This is a genomic window from Nocardiopsis sp. NPDC049922, from assembly GCF_040660275.1.
GTDB lineage: Bacteria > Actinomycetota > Actinomycetes > Streptosporangiales > Streptosporangiaceae > Nocardiopsis.
On record NZ_JBFAME010000008.1, the window covers coordinates 1 to 17,791 of the forward strand.

At 73.7% G+C, this 17,791-nt stretch carries 18 protein-coding genes and 1 rRNA gene; 14 read left to right on the plus strand and 5 right to left on the minus strand.

Annotation, left to right across the window (positions count from 1 at the left end; translation table 11 throughout):
- Positions 1-104 precede the first annotated feature (104 nt).
- The 4 genes from rrf to AB0I72_RS16085 all read left to right on the plus strand — a co-directional run bounded on the left by rrf (position 105) and on the right by AB0I72_RS16085 (position 2,255).
- A 5S ribosomal RNA gene (rrf, locus tag AB0I72_RS16070) occupies positions 105-220 on the plus strand.
- Between the two features lie 510 nt (positions 221-730).
- On the plus strand, positions 731-1,177 hold the full coding sequence (locus AB0I72_RS16075) for a hypothetical protein (protein ID WP_358568479.1): 447 nt from the start codon (positions 731-733) through the stop codon (positions 1,175-1,177).
- The gene (locus AB0I72_RS16080; RefSeq protein ID WP_358568482.1) at positions 1,111-1,848 is read left to right on the plus strand and encodes a hypothetical protein; all 738 of its coding nucleotides are present in this window, start codon (positions 1,111-1,113) and stop codon (positions 1,846-1,848) included. The genes AB0I72_RS16075 and AB0I72_RS16080 overlap by 67 nt, the downstream gene beginning before the upstream one ends.
- A gap of 20 nt (positions 1,849-1,868) precedes the next feature.
- Entirely contained in the window at positions 1,869-2,255 is a 387-nt protein-coding gene (locus tag AB0I72_RS16085) for an NUDIX domain-containing protein (protein ID WP_358568485.1), read from the plus strand.
- Here the strand turns inward: AB0I72_RS16085 and AB0I72_RS16090 are convergent.
- Positions 2,233-3,135, minus strand: coding sequence for a GNAT family N-acetyltransferase (locus tag AB0I72_RS16090; protein WP_358568488.1), 903 nt, complete (start codon positions 3,133-3,135; stop codon positions 2,233-2,235). The genes AB0I72_RS16085 and AB0I72_RS16090 overlap by 23 nt on opposite strands.
- 18 nt (positions 3,136-3,153) lie before the next feature.
- Positions 3,154-4,128: an MBL fold metallo-hydrolase gene (locus AB0I72_RS16095; protein WP_358569221.1), complete on the minus strand. Its 975-nt coding sequence runs from the start codon at positions 4,126-4,128 to the stop codon at positions 3,154-3,156.
- A gap of 258 nt (positions 4,129-4,386) precedes the next feature.
- Here AB0I72_RS16095 and AB0I72_RS16100 point away from each other — a divergent pair, with 258 nt between their 5' ends.
- Positions 4,387-4,803 (plus strand): single-stranded DNA-binding protein, encoded by a 417-nt coding sequence (locus AB0I72_RS16100; RefSeq protein ID WP_358568491.1) that lies wholly within the window; start codon positions 4,387-4,389, stop codon positions 4,801-4,803.
- A 5-nt stretch (positions 4,804-4,808) separates the two neighbouring features.
- Here AB0I72_RS16100 and AB0I72_RS16105 read toward each other — a convergent pair whose 3' ends face one another.
- Entirely contained in the window at positions 4,809-5,816 is a 1,008-nt protein-coding gene (locus tag AB0I72_RS16105) for an HAD-IIA family hydrolase (RefSeq protein WP_358568494.1), read from the minus strand.
- A 283-nt stretch (positions 5,817-6,099) separates the two neighbouring features.
- Between AB0I72_RS16105 and AB0I72_RS16110 the strand changes: the two genes are divergently transcribed.
- Entirely contained in the window at positions 6,100-7,590 is a 1,491-nt protein-coding gene (locus AB0I72_RS16110) for a serine hydrolase domain-containing protein (protein ID WP_358568497.1), read from the plus strand.
- 123 nt (positions 7,591-7,713) lie between these two features.
- Here the strand turns inward: AB0I72_RS16110 and AB0I72_RS16115 are convergent, their stop codons facing one another.
- Positions 7,714-9,015: a DUF1015 domain-containing protein gene (locus AB0I72_RS16115; RefSeq protein ID WP_358568499.1), complete on the minus strand. Its 1,302-nt coding sequence runs from the start codon at positions 9,013-9,015 to the stop codon at positions 7,714-7,716.
- A 213-nt stretch (positions 9,016-9,228) separates the two neighbouring features.
- Positions 9,229-9,579: an SCP2 sterol-binding domain-containing protein gene (locus tag AB0I72_RS16120; RefSeq protein WP_358568502.1), complete on the minus strand. Its 351-nt coding sequence runs from the start codon at positions 9,577-9,579 to the stop codon at positions 9,229-9,231.
- Positions 9,580-9,791: 212 nt separating this feature from the next.
- On the opposite strand from AB0I72_RS16120, the gene AB0I72_RS16125 reads away from it, so the two are divergent.
- The 8 genes from AB0I72_RS16125 to AB0I72_RS16160 all read left to right on the plus strand — a co-directional run bounded on the left by AB0I72_RS16125 (position 9,792) and on the right by AB0I72_RS16160 (position 17,784).
- Positions 9,792-10,529 (plus strand): membrane fusogenic activity family protein, encoded by a 738-nt coding sequence (locus tag AB0I72_RS16125; protein ID WP_358568505.1) that lies wholly within the window; start codon positions 9,792-9,794, stop codon positions 10,527-10,529.
- Between the two features lie 42 nt (positions 10,530-10,571).
- Positions 10,572-10,766, plus strand: coding sequence for a hypothetical protein (locus AB0I72_RS16130; RefSeq protein ID WP_358568508.1), 195 nt, complete (start codon positions 10,572-10,574; stop codon positions 10,764-10,766).
- Between the two features lie 6 nt (positions 10,767-10,772).
- Positions 10,773-11,573 carry a TlyA family RNA methyltransferase gene (locus tag AB0I72_RS16135; RefSeq protein WP_358568510.1) on the plus strand — a complete coding sequence of 267 codons (801 nt, stop codon included), beginning with the start codon at positions 10,773-10,775 and terminating at the stop codon, positions 11,571-11,573.
- 110 nt (positions 11,574-11,683) lie between these two features.
- Positions 11,684-12,610, plus strand: a complete 927-nt coding sequence (locus AB0I72_RS16140; RefSeq protein WP_358568513.1) for an NAD kinase — start codon at positions 11,684-11,686, stop codon at positions 12,608-12,610.
- Positions 12,611-12,691: 81 nt separating this feature from the next.
- The gene (recN, locus tag AB0I72_RS16145) at positions 12,692-14,401 is read left to right on the plus strand and encodes a DNA repair protein RecN (protein WP_358568515.1); all 1,710 of its coding nucleotides are present in this window, start codon (positions 12,692-12,694) and stop codon (positions 14,399-14,401) included.
- Positions 14,402-14,555: 154 nt separating this feature from the next.
- On the plus strand, positions 14,556-15,761 hold the full coding sequence (gene steA / locus AB0I72_RS16150; protein WP_358568517.1) for a putative cytokinetic ring protein SteA: 1,206 nt from the start codon (positions 14,556-14,558) through the stop codon (positions 15,759-15,761).
- Entirely contained in the window at positions 15,758-16,882 is a 1,125-nt protein-coding gene (locus tag AB0I72_RS16155; protein WP_358568518.1) for a copper transporter, read from the plus strand. Before steA ends, AB0I72_RS16155 begins: the two co-directional genes overlap by 4 nt.
- A 5-nt stretch (positions 16,883-16,887) precedes the next feature.
- Entirely contained in the window at positions 16,888-17,784 is an 897-nt protein-coding gene (locus AB0I72_RS16160) for a hypothetical protein (RefSeq protein WP_358568520.1), read from the plus strand.
- Positions 17,785-17,791 lie beyond the last annotated feature (7 nt).

Consider the following 17,791-nt stretch of genomic DNA (forward strand, 5'->3'; position numbering starts at 1 on the left):
GTGGAAGCCTTGTGAGGGGTGGAGCTGACCGGTACTAATAGGCCGAGGGCTTGTCCGCTGCAGGTAATTGGATGTTCGCGCACACTGTTTCACGTCATGGTTTCCGTGGTGGTTATGGCGGGGGGGTTACACCCGGTGACTTTCCGAACCCGGTCGTTAAGTCCCTTTGCGCTGATGGTACTGCCCTGTGGTGGGGTGGGAGAGTAGGTCGCTGCCACGGTTTTTCTTGAGGGGGAGGGGTCGTCTCGTTGGAGACGGCCCCTTTCCTTGTGCGCACGCTTGTGCGATTGTGAAGGTAGCTCGTGTGCCGTGATGGACCCCTCGGGCGGGCCGACAGGTCCGCTGTTGACGGCCGCGACCTGCCATGATGGAGACGAGATGGACCAACCATCACGGCCGGTGGGTCTCGGGCCCGCTCCGGCTACGCTCGGTGCTCGGGCGGAGAGAGTCACCACTGCCCGGTTGGCGGTGGCGCGCCGCTCCATGTCGTAAACTGGTGGGACAATTACTATGACGCGCTGCTCCTGCTCAAGGTGGCAGCGCTTTTGAATGTTGACGGACGGGTTGATGACTGAGGACAGCCGATCGGGAGACCGCGAGGAATCCGGAGCCAACGACCGTAGCGGCAGCCGCTCCGGGAGGCCCGATGGTCGGGGACGCGGCGACGGTCCCCGCTCCCGGTCCGGCTACGGCGGTTCCCGGGACGAGAGGGGACGCGGCGGCGACCGGCATGATGATCGCCGTGGCGGTTTCCGGGGTGAGCGCCGGGACGATCGCGGTGGTTACCGCGGCCGTGACGACCGTGGCGGCTATCGGGGTCGCGACGATCGTGGCGGCCACCGGGGACGTGACGACCGCCGGGATGACCGGCGTGACGACCGGGACCGTCGTGAGGGTCGCCGGGATGATCGGCGCGATGACCGCCAGGGCGGTTACCGTGGGCGTGATGATCGCCGTGGCGGTTTCCGGGGTGAGCGCCGGGACGATCGCGGTGGTTTCCGCGGTCGCGACGACCGTGGCGGCCACCGTGGCCGTGACGACCGCAGGGGCGGTCGCGACCAGTGGCGTCGGGATGACCGGCCTCGTGACCGGGACCGCGACCCCGCGGACGTGGCGCCGCCGCTTCCCGAGGAGGCCACCTACGATCAGCTGGACGCGGAGACCCGCCGCGATCTGAGTTCGCTGCCGAAGTCCCTCGCCGAACTCGTCGGCAAGCACATCGTCGCCGCCGGTCTCCTCCTGGACGAGGACCCCGAGCGGGCCTACGGGCACGCCGCCTTCGCCCGTCGCAAGGCGTCGCGTGTGCCCGGCGTCCGTGAGGCGTCGGGTGTCGCCGCCTACACCATGGGCAAGTGGCAGGAGGCCCTCGCCGACCTGCGCGCCGCCCGTCGGATGAGCGGTCGGGACAACTTCCTGGCGATCATGGCCGACTGTGAGCGCGGCCTGGGCCGTCCCGAGCGCGCGCTGGAGATCGGCAACGATCCGGGCGCGAAGAACCTCGACGCGGCTGACCGCATCGAGCTGCGGATCGTCGCCTCCGGTGCCCGCCGGGACATGGGGGACCTGCAGGGCGCCCTGGTCGAGCTCCAGGTCCCCGAACTCAAGGAACGCCGGGCCCGCCCCTGGATCGCCCGGCTCTTCTACGCCTACGCCGACGTCCTGGAGGAGCTCGGCCGTGAGGACGACGCACGTGAGTACTTCGCGCGGGCGTCCGCGGTCGACCGCGAGGGCGTGACCGACGCCGACGAGCGCCTCGCCGCCCTGGAGGGCGTGGAACTCGTGGACGTCGACCACGACGGCATCGTCTGGACGGACGCCGAGGAGGCCGACGACGAGGAGCGGGACTGAAGCCGCTCGGTGGGGCTCGGGTGCACCTGGGGGTGCTGCCCGGGACCCACGACTCGGTGGTGTGCCTGACGCTGCGGGGAGACCGGCTGCTGATGGTGCGCCACCGGGACCGTGCGTGGGAGTTCCCCGGCGGACACGCCGAACCCGGTGAGGGCATCCGCGACACCGTGGTGCGGGAGGCCTGGGAGGAGGCGGGCGCCACCCTCGGCGAGGTGTCCGTCCACGGGTACTACGTCCTGGCCGGCGGCCACGTCACCATTGTCACCAGTGCACAGGTGGTCGACGTCGCGCCGTTGAGCGGGGACTTCGAGACCGTCGAGGTGGGCGAGTTCGACTCCCTGCCCGATGACCTGTCATGGTCCGACGGTCTGTACGCCCACCTGCTCACTGTGCTCGGACTTCCCTGATCTCCCTGGCGAACACGTGCTCCGTGCCGACCAGCCGGTAGCCCAGTCGTGCGTTGATCGCGAGCATGGGCGCGTTGTTCTCGTGGTTGCCGGTGTAGGCGTGGGTGAAGCCCTTCTCCCGTGCGCGGTGCAGCGCGACGCTCTTGGCGTAGCCCGCCAGTCCCCGACCACGGAACCCGCGGAGGGTGCCCGTCATCGCCGACTCCATCCGCGTCCCGCGATCCGAGACGTAGCAGGTGATGGCCACCGGCCTGCCGTCGAGCAGCAGCACCAGACTGAGGTCCAGGTCGTGCAGCGGGTTCCCCCACACCTCCGCGTGCCAGTCCTCGAAGGACGGGAAGACGACGGATTCCCCCGGTTCGTCCTCGTTGGTCGCCCGGTCGATCTCGAAGAGGGCGCGCGGCTCGAACTCGCGCCAGGTCCGCACCTCCACACCGGCGGGCGTGGCCGGAGGACCGGGCAGGTCGCCGAGGTCGAGCCCCAGGATCCGGTGGCTGTCGACCACCTCGGTCCCGTGCAGGCAATCGAGGAGAGCCCTTCCTCCGCGCTGCACGGACTCCTCGGCCGCCGTCACGCGCAGCCGCTCGGCGCCCCGTTCGACCAGGCTCCGCTCCGACGCCTCCAGCAGGTCCGTGCCCGGACCCTCCTCCTCGCTCACGAGGAGGAGGGTGTTCCCGACCCCGTCGCGGAGGACCGAACGGACGTGCCCGGTGATCCGGCCGTCGCGCACGCGGACCAGCGTCGCGGCGTCCGCGCCGGGGGAGCCGTGGTCGAAGCGCCAGCGCATCGCCTCCTCGGACACGACCAGAACGGGAAAGGCCTCGCTCAGAAGGCGGTGGGTCTGGGGAAGGTCGGCGGCGGTGAGCGCGCGGATCGTCATGGCGGCGACCCTACTGACTCACCCCTCGGTCGGCACGTCCTTTTTCCCGGCTTGCTCGGCCTCCAGACGCTCCAGCCAGTGCACGATGCCGGACACGTTGGTCTCCGCGCCCGCGAGCGTGTCCAGGACCCCGGCCGCCCGCTCGGGCATGGGCGCGTACCGCGCCATCACCTTGTCGCGCACCATGGCGATCGCGTGGTCCAGGTCGCCGACGGTGCCGTGGGACTCGCGCACGGTCTCCACCCACAGCCGTAGTTCGGCCTCGGCGCGCCCGATCGTCTCCGGCACCGTCTCCACCGCGCCGAAGTGCGAGAACATCAGCCGCCGCGGTTCGATGTCGCCGAACAGCCGCAGGGTGCGCAGGCACGCGTCCAGGTCGAAGTCCGGGGGCGGGGTCGCCGGGCGCACGTCACCGGTGAGCGGGTTGTAGACCCCCAGGGCGTCACCGACGTAGAGGTCGCCGGTGGCGGTGTCGACCAGGCCCATGTGGTGCTTGGCGTGTCCCGGCGCGTAGTGGGACACCAGGCGGCGGCCGCCGCCCAGGTCGATCTCGCCGGTCTCGGCGACCGCGCGGATCCGCGCCGCCTCGGTCGGGCGCATGTGCCCGAACAGGGTCTCCAGTCGGTCGCCCCACACCATCGCGGCGCTGTTCATGAGGCGGGTGGGGTCGGCCAGGTGCCGGGCGCCGCGTTCGTGGACGACGATCTCCGCGTCCGGGAACACGGCGGCCATGTCCCCGGTGCCGCCCGCGTGGTCCAGGTGGATGTGCGTGACGACGATGGTCGCCAGGTCCTCGGCGGCCAGCCCCAGCCGGGAGATGGCGCCGTGCAGCACGGAGGCGGACCCGGCGGTGCCGACCTCGACGACGCAGGGCCGTTCGGAGCGGATCAGGTAGGCCGAGACCACGCCCGGGTACCCGGCGAGCATCGTGTCGATGGCGAAGACGTCGTCACCCAGGTAGGTGATCCCCTCCGGCAGGCCGCTCACGTCCACACGCACCCCCGTATTCGTTCGTCAGCGGTTCCGGACCGCCCCACGGTGAGACCGCTGGACCGGTCGAAGCGGCTGCGGCTGTGACAGCGCGCGCACCTCGGACGTCCGCCCGGTCGCTCGGCCCAGACCCCGACTCTAGGACAGGTGGACCCCGGCCGGTGTGAGCAGGGGGCGGTTGTCCACAGGTGAGAAGTGGGCCTTTCCCCTCGCCTCCGTGTCCGTGAGTCTGGAATCAGCGCACTTCGGGAAGGACGGCACATGCGGCAGCAGAGGACCCCCGCACGGGCGGGGCACCGTAACGAGATCGTCGTGGCGGGACGCGTCACCGCCGAACCCGCGGTCCGGGAACTGCCCAGCGGGGACCGACTCGCGATCTGGCGCGTGTGTGTGGCCCGCACCGCCGACTCCCGGTTCCGGGGCCACCGCTCCGACTCCATCACCTGCGTCAGCTTCGACCCCGGAGTCCAGGACCGGGTCCGGGGCTGGCGGCTGGGGGAGGTCGTCGAGATGACCGGGGCGCTGCGCAGGCGCACCTGGCGGGTCGGTGACGGGGTGCGCACCGTCTACGAGGTGGAGGTGCGTACGGCGAGGCAGGTGGAGGCGCGGGCTGCGGAGCGGGGGGAAGCCGGGCGGGCGGAAGCGTGCTCTGCGGAGCGGACGGGGGAGGGGCGGTGATGGGGTCACCAGCCCAGGCGGGCCAGCGCCTCGCGTGCGGACGGGCCGGTCGGGTCCGCCGTGGGGTCGGACCACGCCGCCGCGCACAGCGCGCGCAGACCGTCCAGCCGGTCGCCGTCCCCCTCCAGGCGGAGGGCGCCGCCCTCGGACGTGGCCGTCCACCCCTCGCAACGGGACCGCGCCCCCTCCCGAAGCACGGCCGGGTGCGTCGTGTTCATGCCCGACACGTCCCAGGCCAGGTAGTTCGGGCGTTGGTGCGCTGGTGCGCACAGCGCGTCCCGCGGCGTGGCGACCCCCGACAGCACGAGCATCCCGGCGGCCCCGTGGGCGGTGGCGCCCTCGATGTCGGTGTCCAGCCGGTCGCCGACGATCAGCGGGTTGCCGGCGCCGGTGCGCAGGATCCCCTCCTCGTGCAGCGGACGCATGGGCTTGCCCGCCACGATCGGCTCGACGCCGGTCGCGTGGACGATCACCCGCACGAAGGCGCCGTTGGCCGGGGTGATCCCCCACTCGTTGGGAGCGGTGGCGTCGGCGTTGCTCGCCACGTACAACGCACCCCGGGCGACCGCGAGGGCGCCCTGGTCGATCAGGTCACGGGTCATGGTGCGCGAGTACCCCTGCACCACGGCCACCACCGACTCCGTCGCCACGGTCACCGGCCGCAGCCCCATGCGCCGTACTGCCTGGCGCAGCCCGGTGTCCCCCACCACCAGGACGTCCGACCCCGCCGGACACCGGTCACGTACCACGCGCGCGGCGGCTTCGGCCGAGGTCACCACGTCCTCGGGGGCGGCGGTCACACCGAGCTCGGTCAGGTGCTCGGCGATGCGGGCGGGCGTGCGCCCGGCGTTGTTGGTCACGAACGCCACCCGCGCGCCCGCCGCACGGGCCTTTCCCACCGCCTCCGGTGCGCTCGGCACCGCGCGCGGCCCGATGTAGACCACGCCGTCGAGGTCGAGGAGCATCGCGTCGTGCAGCTCCGAGAGCGGGCGGTCGGCGGCGAGCAGGGACATGGCGGTGCACCCGTTCCGTGCGGTGGGAGTGGACGCGTCCAGGCTATGGCCGCGGGGGCGGGCGCGGCCTCCCGTCTCGGGTGTGCGCTCGGTCGCATCCGTCACCGATGCCGGGCGGGCCGATCAGCGGCGGAGCCCATCGGTGGCGGCGTCGGCCAGGCCTCGGCCGGAGGCGCCGGTACGGCCGGGGGTGCGGTCAGCCGCAGGGTGTGCGTGCGGTCGGCACCATCGCGCGCGTCGGGTCCCACGGAACACGATGGACACCATGTTTCCGACAAGGACCGTGGCACCGAGCCTCCTCTCCGTGGGCTTGGTGCTCCTCAGCGCCGTTCCCGCCTCAGCCGACGTCGAGCCCACGGTCTCCGGGCCGCTGACCCCCCAGGCGGTGGACGCCTACGTTCACGACTACCTGGACTCCTCGCCCCTGCCCGGGGCCACCGTCGCCATCACCCGGGGGACCGAGGTGGTGCACACGGCGGGGTACGGTGCCGACTCCAGGGGCGAGCCGATGACCGACGACACCCCCATGGGTGTGGCCTCGGTCAGCAAGTCCTTCACCGCGCTGGCCGTCCTGCAGCTCGTCGAGGATGGCGGGGTCGCGCTCGACGATCCGGTGGTGGACCACCTGCCCGAGTTCTCCACGGCCGACCCCCGCTCGGCCGACATCACGGTTCGCCAGCTGCTGACCCATACCTCCGGGATGGCCGACTCCACGTTCGAGGAGAAGGGCGCGCCCGTCTCCGACGACCTGGCGGGTGCGGTCGCGCGCTTGGCCGATGTCGAACTGGCCGCCGCCCCGGGTACCGAGGAGCACTACCACAACCCGAACTACCAGGTGGCGGCACGCCTGGTGGAGGTCGTCAGCGGTCGCCCGTTCGGGGAGTTCCTGGACGAGCGCACGTTCACGCCCCTGGGCATGGACGACACGGTCACCGTCGACAGCGCCGACGAGGTCTTCGAGGCGGGTGTGGCCCGGGGACACATCACCGTCCTGGGCCGGGCGGTTCCCATCGTGGAGCCGGAGGGCTACCTCAACGGTTCGAGCGGCGTGGTCACCACCGCCGCCGACATGGCCCGGTGGCTCATCGCGCAGAACAACGGTGGCACGGGCGCGGACGGGACACGCGTCCTGTCGGAGGCGGGTGTGGCCACCGCGCACACACCGCTCGACGAGGACGGGCTGGGCGAGACCGCGGCTCTGGGCTGGCGCGCCCGGGAATCACCGTCGGGCGCGCCGATGGTCGCGCACGGAGGTATCCAGTTCACCTACACGGCGTACCAGACGCTGTTGCCCGAGAGCGGGTACGGGATCGCGGTGATGGCCAACACCGGGCTGGGCAGTTCCGACTCCTACGCGCTGCTCTCGGGGCTGGTGGCCCTCGCGGACGGCGGGGAGCCGGACGCTCCGTTGGGCGCGGTGCTGCTGGCGGTCGATCTGGTCCTGGTCGCCCTCATGGGACTGGCCGGGTACCTCGCCTACCGGGGTGTGCGGCGGGCCGGGACGTGGGCCGAGGCCGTCCGCCGACGGTCCTGGTGGCGGACTGCCGTGCGTCTGCTGCCCGGACTCGCCGTGATCCTCACCGCCGTGTTCCCGAACCGGATCCTCGGGCTGCTGAGCCAGAACCGTCACATCACCTGGGAGCAGACCTTCTATGTCATCCCCACCGGTTTCGCCCTGCTGGTGGTCGCCGGGCTCGCGGTCACCGTGGTCTACGCGGTCCGCGCGGTGTGCGTGCTCCTCCCGACCGCGGCGGAGCGCCCTGGTCCGCGGTGACCTCGTCGCGGGTCGCCGTCGGCCGGTGACGGCCGGCCCCGGGCGGGCGCCGCGACGTCCGGCGTCGACGGCGGGCGGGCGGCTCCGCCCGTCCGGTCGCCGCGGACCGGACGGGTCGCGAGGTCAGGGGAGGACGCGCATGACGAGGCCGGTGCGCGGTTTGGGTCCGAACGACGTGGACTTGCGGGGGGTCAGTTCCCCACGCTCGGCGACGGCGTACACCTGTTCCACCCGCAGCGGGGGCACGATGACGGCGGTGCCGCCCTCCCCGCGGGCGACGTCGACCGCCTCGGCGGCCTCGTCGTGCACCATGCGCACGTCCTGGTCGGAGCGGTTCCACAGGGGGAGGAGCACGTGGTGGAGCGTGGCGGTCGGCAGTTCGCGGTAGGCCTCGGAGTGGGCGGCGGTGGCCTCCGCGAGGCGGGCGCGGTCGACGTCGTGGACCAGGTGGTGGTCGCCCTCGGGGCCGGCCAGCAGGAGCGCGGGATGCTCGACCTTGGACAGGGCCAGTTCGGCGTCGGCGAGGGAGCCGCCCGGCACCCGTTCGACGCGGGCGACCGAACGGGCCGCCTCGGCCGCCTCCGCCGTGGTCAGCCCCGGGACGACGCGATGGATGGCGCCCAGCGTCGGCGGATGCGCGTCGCTGTCCACCAGGTAGGCGAGCCCGTGCGACCACCCGGGCTCGTCGCCGTACTCGTGCATGCGCTGGTAGGCGGCGTACCGGTGGTGCCCGTCCGCGATCAGCGCGCTGCGTTGTGCCAGGTCGGCCTCGATCTCCGCGTGGGCCGCGGGGTCGGTCAGCGCCCAGAGCCGGTGGCGGGTCCCGTCGGCGGTGCGGGTGTCGACCAGGAGCCTTCCGTGCTCCTCGGCTGCCTCGGTGATCCGGGTGGTGGCGCCGTTTCCGCCCGGGTACAGCAGGAAGATCGGTTCGAGGTTGGCGCGGGTCCGCGACATCAGCCGGACCCGGTCGAGGACCGGAGCGCGGCCCACCTCCTCGTGCGGACGCACCGGTCCCGGCGTCGAGGCGGAGGGCAGCCGCAACGCGCCGATGGCGCCCCGCTGCCGGATTCCCGTGGCGGTCACCTGTTCGTAGACGTACAGGGCGGGGTCGGGGTCCCGGGCCAGGACGCCGTCGTCGATCCAGGCGCGCAGGTGCGCGGCGGCGCCTTCGTAGACGGACCGCGCCGGTGTGCCCGAGGAGTTGCCCGGCATGGTGATGTTGAGCTGGTAGGGGCGGGTGATGTGCGTCGCGTTGTGCGGGTCGGAACGCAGCAGTGCCCGGGCCTCCTCGGGACCCGGGATGTCGTAGGGCGGGGCGAGCAGGCGGGCGAAGTCGTGCTCGGGGGAGTCGAGGATCTTCCCGACGTCCAGAGCCGTGTACCGCAGACCGCGGAAGGGAGCCAGTGCGAGAGGTTGGCGTGGCATCCCAGAAAGGTACCCGCAGCCCACGGGTGTGACGCGTACCCGGGGTGCCCCTCTCGTCGGCCCCGGCTCGCGTGTGCGGGGACTCCCCGCCGCCGGGCGTCCCGTGCGATCGTCGGGCTCGCGCGCGGGACCCCTGGGAGGCAGGACGCGTGGGGGCGTGTCCGACCGGATGCGGCTCGCGTGTGCGGGGACCCCCTCAGGGCGGGGAGGCCGTCATATCAGGCGGCGCATCCGGAGCAGGTCGCCCACGCTGGCGTCCACCCTCACCCGGCGGGTCAGCAGCGCCCGCGCGTAGTCCATCCGGTCCTCGGCCAGCTCCACCAGGTCGGCGCTGTCCACGGTCACCCGTACCTGCGGGGAGGGGGCGGACCGGTCCACGGGGCGGTGGGTGACGTCCACGAGCCCGCCCAGGGTGAGCCGCATGTCGAACACCGTGGCCAGGTCCGGGACCACGACGCTCACGGAGCGCTCGCGGATGTGCTTGCGGCGTTCGGACTCGGGTTGGGCGAGGATGCGCTCGTTCACCCTGGCGATACCGGCCAGGCACGCCTCGATGCTGCTCATGGCCACATCATGCCCCATCCGGCGCGGGTCGGGGTCCTCGCGTTCCGAACGGGGCGAAGGGAGCCGACTCCCGAGTTCCCGTGCCATCGGGGCCCGCGCCCCGGTAGCGTTGGTCCCGTACCCCCTCGTCGCGCACCGGCCCCCCGCCTCGTGCGATCCCCGTCCCCCGCTCAGCCCTTCCTCCCGCGGTCCCATCAAGGAGCACGTGAAACATGGTCGTCGACGCGGTACGTACCTACCTCGATGCCGCCAGTGGCCTCACCGAACTGTCGCGCAAGGAGGCCGTCGCCGCGGCCAAGGCGTTGCTGAGGGCGAACGGCGCGGCCGCGCCCGAGCAGCCGCGCGGTGCGGCGCTGCCGCCCAGGGTCGGCCAGGACATCCAGGCCCTGGCCGGAGAGCTGATCGAGACCAGCCAGGCCAACCGTGCCGCGATCGCCGCCCTGGTCCGGTCCGAGGTCGGGCGGCAGCTGGAGCGGATGGACGTCGTCCCGCGCGGCGAGTACGACCGCCTCGCGCGCCGTGTGGCCGAACTCGAACGCCGCCTGGCCGCGCGGGGCCCGGCGCGGGTCACGGTGTCCGACGCCGTCGCTGCCGAGCCCGCCGCGGATCCGGCCGACGAGGCGGCCGCGGACGCCGTCTCCGCCGACGCCACTCCCGGCACGGCGGATGAGCGCGCGCAGGAGCCCTCGGACGGCGACGCCGCGGAGTCGGGGCCGGACGCCGCCGGGTCGGTCGGGGCCACGCCGGACGCCGCGTCGGAGGCCTCCGGGAGCGACGCGGAGCCGATCGGCGACGCCGAGCCCCAGGCCGCCGAGCCGACCGCCGCCCGCGCCAAGGGCCGGTCGACGGCCAAGGGCGCGTCCAAGCCCGCCACCGCCAGGTCCACCCGCTCGCGGTCGACCGGCAAGCGCACGACCACGGCCAAGGGCAAGGGCACCGCGAAGAAGTAGCCCGCGCACGAGCACGGGAGAGCCCACGAGCACGGGAGAGTCATGGACCCGACGGAGCAGGCCGCGGCACTGGCCGAACAGACCCTCGCCAGCACGCGGGAGCGGTTGGCCGCGCTGGACGCCCTGCCCACCGCCGAGCACGTCGGGGTCCTCGACTCCCTGCACCAGGAGCTGTCCGCCGTGCTCGGCGCTCTCGACCGGGGTGCCAACGCCCCCCGACGACCCCCGGTATCCTAGGTGACCATGGCAAAACGCAGTCGCCTCGACGCGGAACTCGTCCGCCGCGGGCACGCACGCTCCCGCGGCCACGCCGCCGAGATCATCGAGGGCGGGTACGTCCGTGTGGCCGGGATGGTGGCCTCCAAGGCCGCCACACAGGTCGGCACCGACCAGCCCATCGTCGTGCGCACCCCGTCGGAGGAGCCGCCCTACGTCTCCCGGGGCGCCCACAAGCTCATCGGCGCCCTGGACGCGTTCGGCCTGGACGTGTCCGGCCGTCGCGCCCTGGACGCGGGCGCCTCCACCGGGGGCTTCACCGACGTGCTGCTGCGCCGTGACGCCGCGCACGTCACCGCGGTCGACGTCGGCTACGGCCAGCTCGCCTGGTCCCTGCGCAGCAACGAGCGCGTGCGGGTCATGGAACGGGTGAACGTCCGTGAGCTCACCCCCGAGCGGATCGGCGAGCCCCGCCCCGACCTCGTCGTGGGCGACCTGTCGTTCATCTCCCTGACCCTGGTCCTGGAGCCGCTGCGGGACTGCGTCGCCCCCGGCGCCGACTTCGTGCTCATGGTCAAGCCCCAGTTCGAGGTCGGCAAGGACCGTGTCGGCGCGGGCGGTGTGGTCCGCGAGCCGGAGCTGCGCGCCGAGGCGGTCACCCGCGTCGCGGAGCACGCGTTCGGTCTGGGGCTGGGCACCGTCGACGTCACCGCCAGCCCTCTGCCCGGACCCTCCGGCAACGTCGAGTACTTCCTGTGGATGCGCGCGGGCGCACCGGCGCTGGACCCCGGGCGGCTGGCCCGGGCGATCGAGGAGGGGCCCCGCTGAACCGCGTGGCACCGTGTCCGCGGTGTCCGGTAACGTGACCCGGCCGGGTCAGCGACCGCTCCCGGCCCGCATCCGACTCCCCGCCGGGGAGCCTACGTGAGGGGACGGCGATGACCAGCGGACGCAGTGTTCTCCTGCTGGCGCACACCGGTCGGCCCGCGGCGGTGCGCAGTGCCCATCTGGTCCACCAGAGCCTCACCCGGGCCGGGCTGACCGTGCGCATGCTCAAGGGTGAGGTCGAGGAGCTGGCGGCCGAGGGCTGCGCCCTGGGCCCGGTCGAGGCCGTCGCCACCGCGGAGGCGGCCGAGGGCGTCGAACTGGTCATGGTGCTCGGCGGCGACGGCACCCTGTTGCGCGCCGCGGAGATCGCGCGCCCGGCCGGTGCGCCCCTGCTCGGTGTGAACCTGGGCCACGTGGGTTTCCTGGCGGAGGCCGAACGCGAGGACCTCAGCGCGACCGTGCGCAGCGTGGTCCGGCGCGACTACGACGTCGAGGAGCGGATGACCCTGGACGTCGCGGTCCTCAACGGCGGTCGCGGCGACGACGCGCCCCCGGTCCGGACCTGGGCGCTGAACGAGGCCACCCTGGAGAAGGGGGAGGCCCGCCGCATCCTGGAGGCCGTCCTGGAGATCGACGGCCGCCCGCTGTCCCGGTGGACCTGTGACGGCGTGGTGGTCGCGACCCCCACCGGGTCCACGGCGCACGCGTTCTCCGCGGGGGGGCCGGTGGTGTGGCCGGACGTCGACGCGATGCTCGTCGTGCCGCTCAGCGCCCACGCCCTGTTCGCCCGCCCGCTGGTGGTGGGGCCCGGCGCCACCGTGGCGTTGGAGGTGCTCCCTGACACGGCACCGGGCGTGCTCTGGTGTGATGGACGGCGTATGGTCGAATTGCCCGCCGGGGCACGCATTGAGATCACCCGTGCGGACACGCCGGTTCGGCTGGCCCGGTTGCACCGGGCGCCGTTCACCGACCGGCTGGTGGCCAAGTTCGGGCTGCCGGTCGCGGGCTGGCGCGGGCGGGTCGAGCGCGGCCGCTGACCAGGACACGGTTCCTGGCGCGCCGCGCACGCGCGTGCGACGCGCGCTACGCACAGGCGTCAACTATCAGGAGAGGGTTCGGTGCTCGAGGAAGTCCGCATCCAGGGACTCGGGGTCATTGACGACGCCGTTCTGGAGTTGTCACCGGGACTGACCGTCGTGACGGGCGAGACCGGTGCGGGAAAGACCATGGTCGTCACCGGGCTCGGGCTGCTCTTCGGTGGTCGGGCCGACCCCCAGCGGGTGCGTCCCGGGGCGCCCCGGGCGGTCGTCGAGGGCCGTGTGACGGTCCCCGGGGACGGCCGGGTCGCCTCCCGTGTCCTGGAGGCCGGCGGTGACATCGACGACGACGTGCTCATCCTCACCCGCGCGGTGTCGGCGGAGGGGCGTTCGCGTGCGACGTTGGGCGGCCGTTCGGCTCCGGTGAGTCTGCTCGCCTACCTGGCCGACGACCTGGTGGCGGTGCACGGCCAGTCCGACCAGCAGCGCCTGTTGCGCGCCGAGCGCCAGCGCTCGTCCCTGGACCGGTTCGCCGGGCCGGAGCTGGCGCGGGAGCTGAAGCGGTACGCGGCGGCCTACCGTCGCCACCGCGAGGTCTCGGTGGAGCTGGAGGAGATCGTCCAGCGGGCCCGCGAGCGCGCCCAGGAGGCCGATCTGCTGCGGTTCGGCGTGGAGGAGATCGAGGCCGCGCAGCCGCAGCCCGGTGAGGACGCCGAGCTCCTCGCGGAGGAGACCCGGTTGGCGCACGCCGACAGCCTGCGGGTGGCGGCCACGACGGCGCACGAGGCCCTCGCGGGGGACCCGGCCTCCGACGTGGAGGTCGACGTGGTGGGGCTGCTCTCGGCGGCCCGGCAGGCGGTGACGTCGGTGCGGGAGCACGACGCCCGTCTGGGCGCGATCGGCGACCGTCTGGACGAGGCGTCCTACATCATCACCGACGCGGCCACGGAGTTGGCGTCCTACGGCGAGTCCGTGGACGCGGATCCGGCCCGGTTGGCGGCGGTGCAGGAGCGGCGCGCGTTGCTCACCCAGCTCTCCCGGAAGTACGGCGAGACCGCCGACGACGTCCTGGCCTGGGCCGAGAACGCGGCCAAGCGGCTCGGCGAGCTGGACGGCGACGACGAGCGGATCGACGCCCTGCGCGCCGAGGCCGACGAGTTGCACGGTCGGTTGGAGGAGTCGGCCACGGAGCTGACCCGGATCCGCGGCGAGGCCGCCGAGCGGTTCGGTGCGGCCGTCACCGAGGAGCTGACCGCGTTGGCCATGCCGCACGCGCGGGTGAGTGTGCGGATCCAGACGGGTGCGGAGTTCGGCCCGCACGGGCGCGACGACGTGGAGCTCCTGCTGGCCCCGCATCCGAGTTCGCCGCCGCTGCCGCTGCACAAGGGCGCCTCCGGGGGTGAGCTCTCGCGCGTGATGCTGGCGATCGAGGTGGTCTTCGCCGGTGCCGACCCGGTGCCCACGTTCGTCTTCGACGAGGTCGACGCGGGGGTGGGCGGCAAGGCCGCGGTGGAGATCGGTCGCCGTCTGGCCCGTCTGGCGCAGCGCGCGCAGGTCATCGTGGTCACCCACCTGCCGCAGGTGGCGGCGTTCGCCGACGCCCACCTGGTGGTGGAGAAGTCCACGGACGGCCTGGTCACCGAGAGCGGTGTGGTGCGTCTGGACCGGGCGGGCCGCGTCCGTGAGCTGTCGCGCATGCTCGCCGGGTTGGAGGACTCCGAGCTGGGCCGGGCGCACGCCGAGGAGCTGCTGACCAACGCCGACCCGGAGCGCGCCTACCCGGCGGCCTGACCCGGCCCTGACCCCGGCCCGCGGACGCGTTCGGTCGGTCGGGGTCCCGTGCGTTCCCCGGGGACCGGGCGCTGGCGCTGGCCTGGTGGTGAGAACACGCCGATCGACCAGCTGTTATGACTCTGCGTAAGTGAGTTCTGACAGTATGCGAGCGATGAAGGTATCGGATGCGCTCAGCGCCACAGTCCTGCGGTTGCGCCGCTCCCGGGGGGACGCGCCCGCCGGGCTGGTCGCGCCCGTCCGTTCGGACCGTCGCACCAAGAACCTGACCAAACGGCTCAACCCCGGCGACATCGCCGTCATCGACCACGTCGACCTCGACCGGGTCAGCGCCGAGGCCCTCGTCGGCTGCGGTGTCTCGGCGGTGCTCAACGTCGCCCGCAGCATCAGCGGCCGCTACCCCAACCAGGGGCCGGAGATGATCGTCGCGGCCGGGATCCCCCTGGTGGACGACGTCGACCCCGAGCTGTTCACCCGGGTCCGCGACGGTGAACGACTGCGCCTGGAGGGCGCCACCCTCTACCGGGGCGAGGAGGTCATCGCGCGCGGGGTCCTCCAGGACGCCGGAACGGTCGAGGCCGCCATGGCCGGGGCGCGCGCCGGGCTGGCCACCCAGCTGGAGGCCTTCGCGGCCAACACCATGGCCTACCTCCAGCACGAACGCGAGCTGCTGTTGGACGGCGTCGGCATCCCCGCCATCGCCACCGACATCGAGGGCCGCCACGCCCTCATCGTCGTCCGCGGCTACCACTACCGTGAGGACATCGCCGCCCTGCGCCCCTACATCCGCGAGTTCCGGCCGGTGATCATCGCCGTCGACGGGGGAGCGGACGCGGTCATGGAGGCCGGGTACCGGCCCGACATCATCGTCGGCGACTTCGACTCGGTCTCCGACCGGGCGCTGAGCAGCGGCGCGGAACTGGTCGTGCACGCCTACCGCGACGGCCGGGCGCCGGGCCTGTCGCGTCTGACCGACCTCGGGTACGGCGCCGTGGTCTTCCCCGCCACCGGCACCAGCGAGGACGTCGCGATGATGCTCGCCGACGGGGCGGGCGCCGCGCTCATCGTGGCGGTCGGCACCCACGCCACCCTGGAGGAGTTCCTCGACAAGGGGCGCTCGGGGATGGCCAGCACCTTCCTCACCCGTCTGCGCGTGGGCGGCAAGCTCGTGGACGCCAAGGGGGTCAGCCGCCTCTACCGTTCGCGCATCTCGCCCTGGGCCCTGCTGGCCCTGGTCGCCGCCTGCCTCCTCACCATCGTCGTCGCCGCCTACAGCTCCCCGGCGGGCCAGGTCTACCTCACCTTCCTCGCCGCGCGCTGGGACGCGTTCTCCTACTGGATGGCAGGGCTGCTCACGTGATCGACTTCCGCTACCACCTGGTGTCCATCGTCGCGGTCTTCCTCGCGTTGACGGTGGGGCTCGTCCTGGGCACCACCATGCTGCAGGACCCGCTGCTCAACACCCTCCAGTCGGAGACCGCCGATCTGCGCGGGCAGAGCGAGCAGCTGCGCACCGAGCGGGACGCGGCCGAGCGCGTCGGCGCCGGGGCCGACATGTTCGCCGACGTCCTGTCCGAGGAGGTGCTCGAACGTCGGCTCGACGGTGTGGGGGTGGTCATGGTGGCCGCTCCCGGCGCCGACGCCGGTGTGGTCACGGCCCTGGCCGAGCGGGTGGAGGAGGCCGACGGCGAGGTCGTCGGCCGGGTGGACCTGACCCCGGAGCTGGTGGACGGGGACAACGCGACGTTCGTCGGCGAACTCGCGTTCCAGGTGGCGCGCGATCCCGACCGCCTCACCGGGAACGCGCACGAGCGGGCGGGGGCCGAGCTCGGCCGGGCGCTGGCCCACGGCGCGCGTGCCGTCGACTCCCTCGCCGACGGCGTGCGCGGCGCCGACACGCGCGCCGACGACACGGGTGTCGGCGACGGGAGCGGGACCGGGGGCGAGGGGGACGCGGAGGTGCGCGACGACCGCGCGGCCGCCGCCGTGCTGGCCGCCTTCGCCGAGGGAGGGCTGGTCGCGCTCCAGGGCGAACCGGCCGAGGCCGCCGACGCGGTGGTCGTGGTCGCGCCCGCGTTCGGCTCGGAGGGGGACACCGAGACGGCCCACGCCGTGTTGACCACGCTCGTGGCGGCGCTTCGCGAGCAGGTCGGTCCGACCGTGCTGGCGGGTGACCCCGCCTCGGCCGAGCCCGGCGGCCTGGTCGCTCACGCCCGCGCCCAGGAGCCCGTCTACACCACCGTCGACCTGGCGGGCCGGCCGATGGGCGACGTCATCGCGGTTCTCGCGCTGGCGGCGAGTCTGAGGGGACCCGGGGCCGCCTACGGGGTGGGTGAGGGGGTCGTGGGCGTGGTTCCCGACCCGCTGCCGGACCCGAGGTCCACCGGTGACGGGGACGGGGAGGACTCCGCGGGCGGGGAGTCCGGGGACGGTGACGGGACGGGCCACGACGTCCGCCACGCCACCCGGGGCGGGGAGTGAGCCCGGTGGGTGTCGTCGCGCCCCGATCCTCCGCCGGCCGCGCCCTGCTCCAGGGGCTGGTCGGCGCGGCCGTGGGAGCGGTGGCGGCCCGGGCCGCCTACCGGCTGCTCACCCGCCCCCGCCCGGGCGGTGTGCGGCCGTCCGCCACCGGGACCGCGGACGGGGCCGACGCGGCCCCGGACGCCCCCGGCGCGTGGCGGCGGACCAACTTCCGCGGCCGCCCGGTCACCCTCCAGGAGGGGCCCGCCCTGGCCTCGGGGGTGTGCGCCGCCAGCCTGGTCACGCCGGGACTGACCCCCCGCGTGCGCGCCGCCTGCGCGCTGGCCGCCGCCGGGGCCGCCGCGTTCGGCGCCTACGACGACCTGTCCGGGTCGCCCGCCGCGCGCGGTCTGCGCGGCCATCTGGGCGCCCTGGCGCACGGCCGGGTGACCACGGGTCTGGTGAAGATGGTCGGCATCGGCGCCACCGGTGTGGCCGCGGCCGCCCTGTTGCGCCGGTCCGCGGTCGACACGCTGCTGGACGGGGCGCTCATCGCGACGAGCGCCAACCTGGTGAACCTGTTCGACCTGCGCCCCGGGCGCGCGGCCAAGCTCGCCCTGCTGGCCTGCGCCCCGGCGCTGGTCTCCCCGGCCGCGCCCCTGGTCGGTCCGGTGGTGGGGGCGTCGGCCGCGCTGCTCCCCGACGACCTGGCCGAACGCTCCATGCTCGGTGACGCGGGCGCCAACGCGCTCGGCGCGGCCCTGGGGGTGGCGGCCGTGGCCCGTGCGCCCCGGCCCGTCCGCCTGGCGCTGCTCGGCGGGGCGGTGGCGTTGACCCTGGCCAGTGAGCGTATGAGCTTCTCCCAGGTGATCGACCGCGTGCCCGCGCTGCGCCGCCTCGACCGGTGGGGCAGGTGCGTGTGAGGGGACC

What these genes read in the sequence shown, in the direction of transcription:
- AB0I72_RS16075 (WP_358568479.1), top strand. Translation starts at nt 731, where the DNA reads ATGATGATCGCCGTGGCGGTTTCCGGGGTGAGCGCCGGGACGATCGCG.
- AB0I72_RS16090 (WP_358568488.1), bottom strand. Translation starts at nt 3,135, where the DNA reads ATGACGATCCGCGCGCTCACCGCCGCCGACCTTCCCCAGACCCACCGC.
- AB0I72_RS16100 (WP_358568491.1), top strand. Translation starts at nt 4,387, where the DNA reads ATGCGGCAGCAGAGGACCCCCGCACGGGCGGGGCACCGTAACGAGATC.
- AB0I72_RS16105 (WP_358568494.1), bottom strand. Translation starts at nt 5,816, where the DNA reads ATGTCCCTGCTCGCCGCCGACCGCCCGCTCTCGGAGCTGCACGACGCG.
- AB0I72_RS16115 (WP_358568499.1), bottom strand. Translation starts at nt 9,015, where the DNA reads ATGCCACGCCAACCTCTCGCACTGGCTCCCTTCCGCGGTCTGCGGTAC.
- AB0I72_RS16120 (WP_358568502.1), bottom strand. Translation starts at nt 9,579, where the DNA reads ATGAGCAGCATCGAGGCGTGCCTGGCCGGTATCGCCAGGGTGAACGAG.
- AB0I72_RS16125 (WP_358568505.1), top strand. Translation starts at nt 9,792, where the DNA reads ATGGTCGTCGACGCGGTACGTACCTACCTCGATGCCGCCAGTGGCCTC.
- AB0I72_RS16130 (WP_358568508.1), top strand. Translation starts at nt 10,572, where the DNA reads ATGGACCCGACGGAGCAGGCCGCGGCACTGGCCGAACAGACCCTCGCC.
- AB0I72_RS16135 (WP_358568510.1), top strand. Translation starts at nt 10,773, where the DNA reads ATGGCAAAACGCAGTCGCCTCGACGCGGAACTCGTCCGCCGCGGGCAC.
- AB0I72_RS16140 (WP_358568513.1), top strand. Translation starts at nt 11,684, where the DNA reads ATGACCAGCGGACGCAGTGTTCTCCTGCTGGCGCACACCGGTCGGCCC.
- steA (WP_358568517.1), top strand. Translation starts at nt 14,556, where the DNA reads ATGAAGGTATCGGATGCGCTCAGCGCCACAGTCCTGCGGTTGCGCCGC.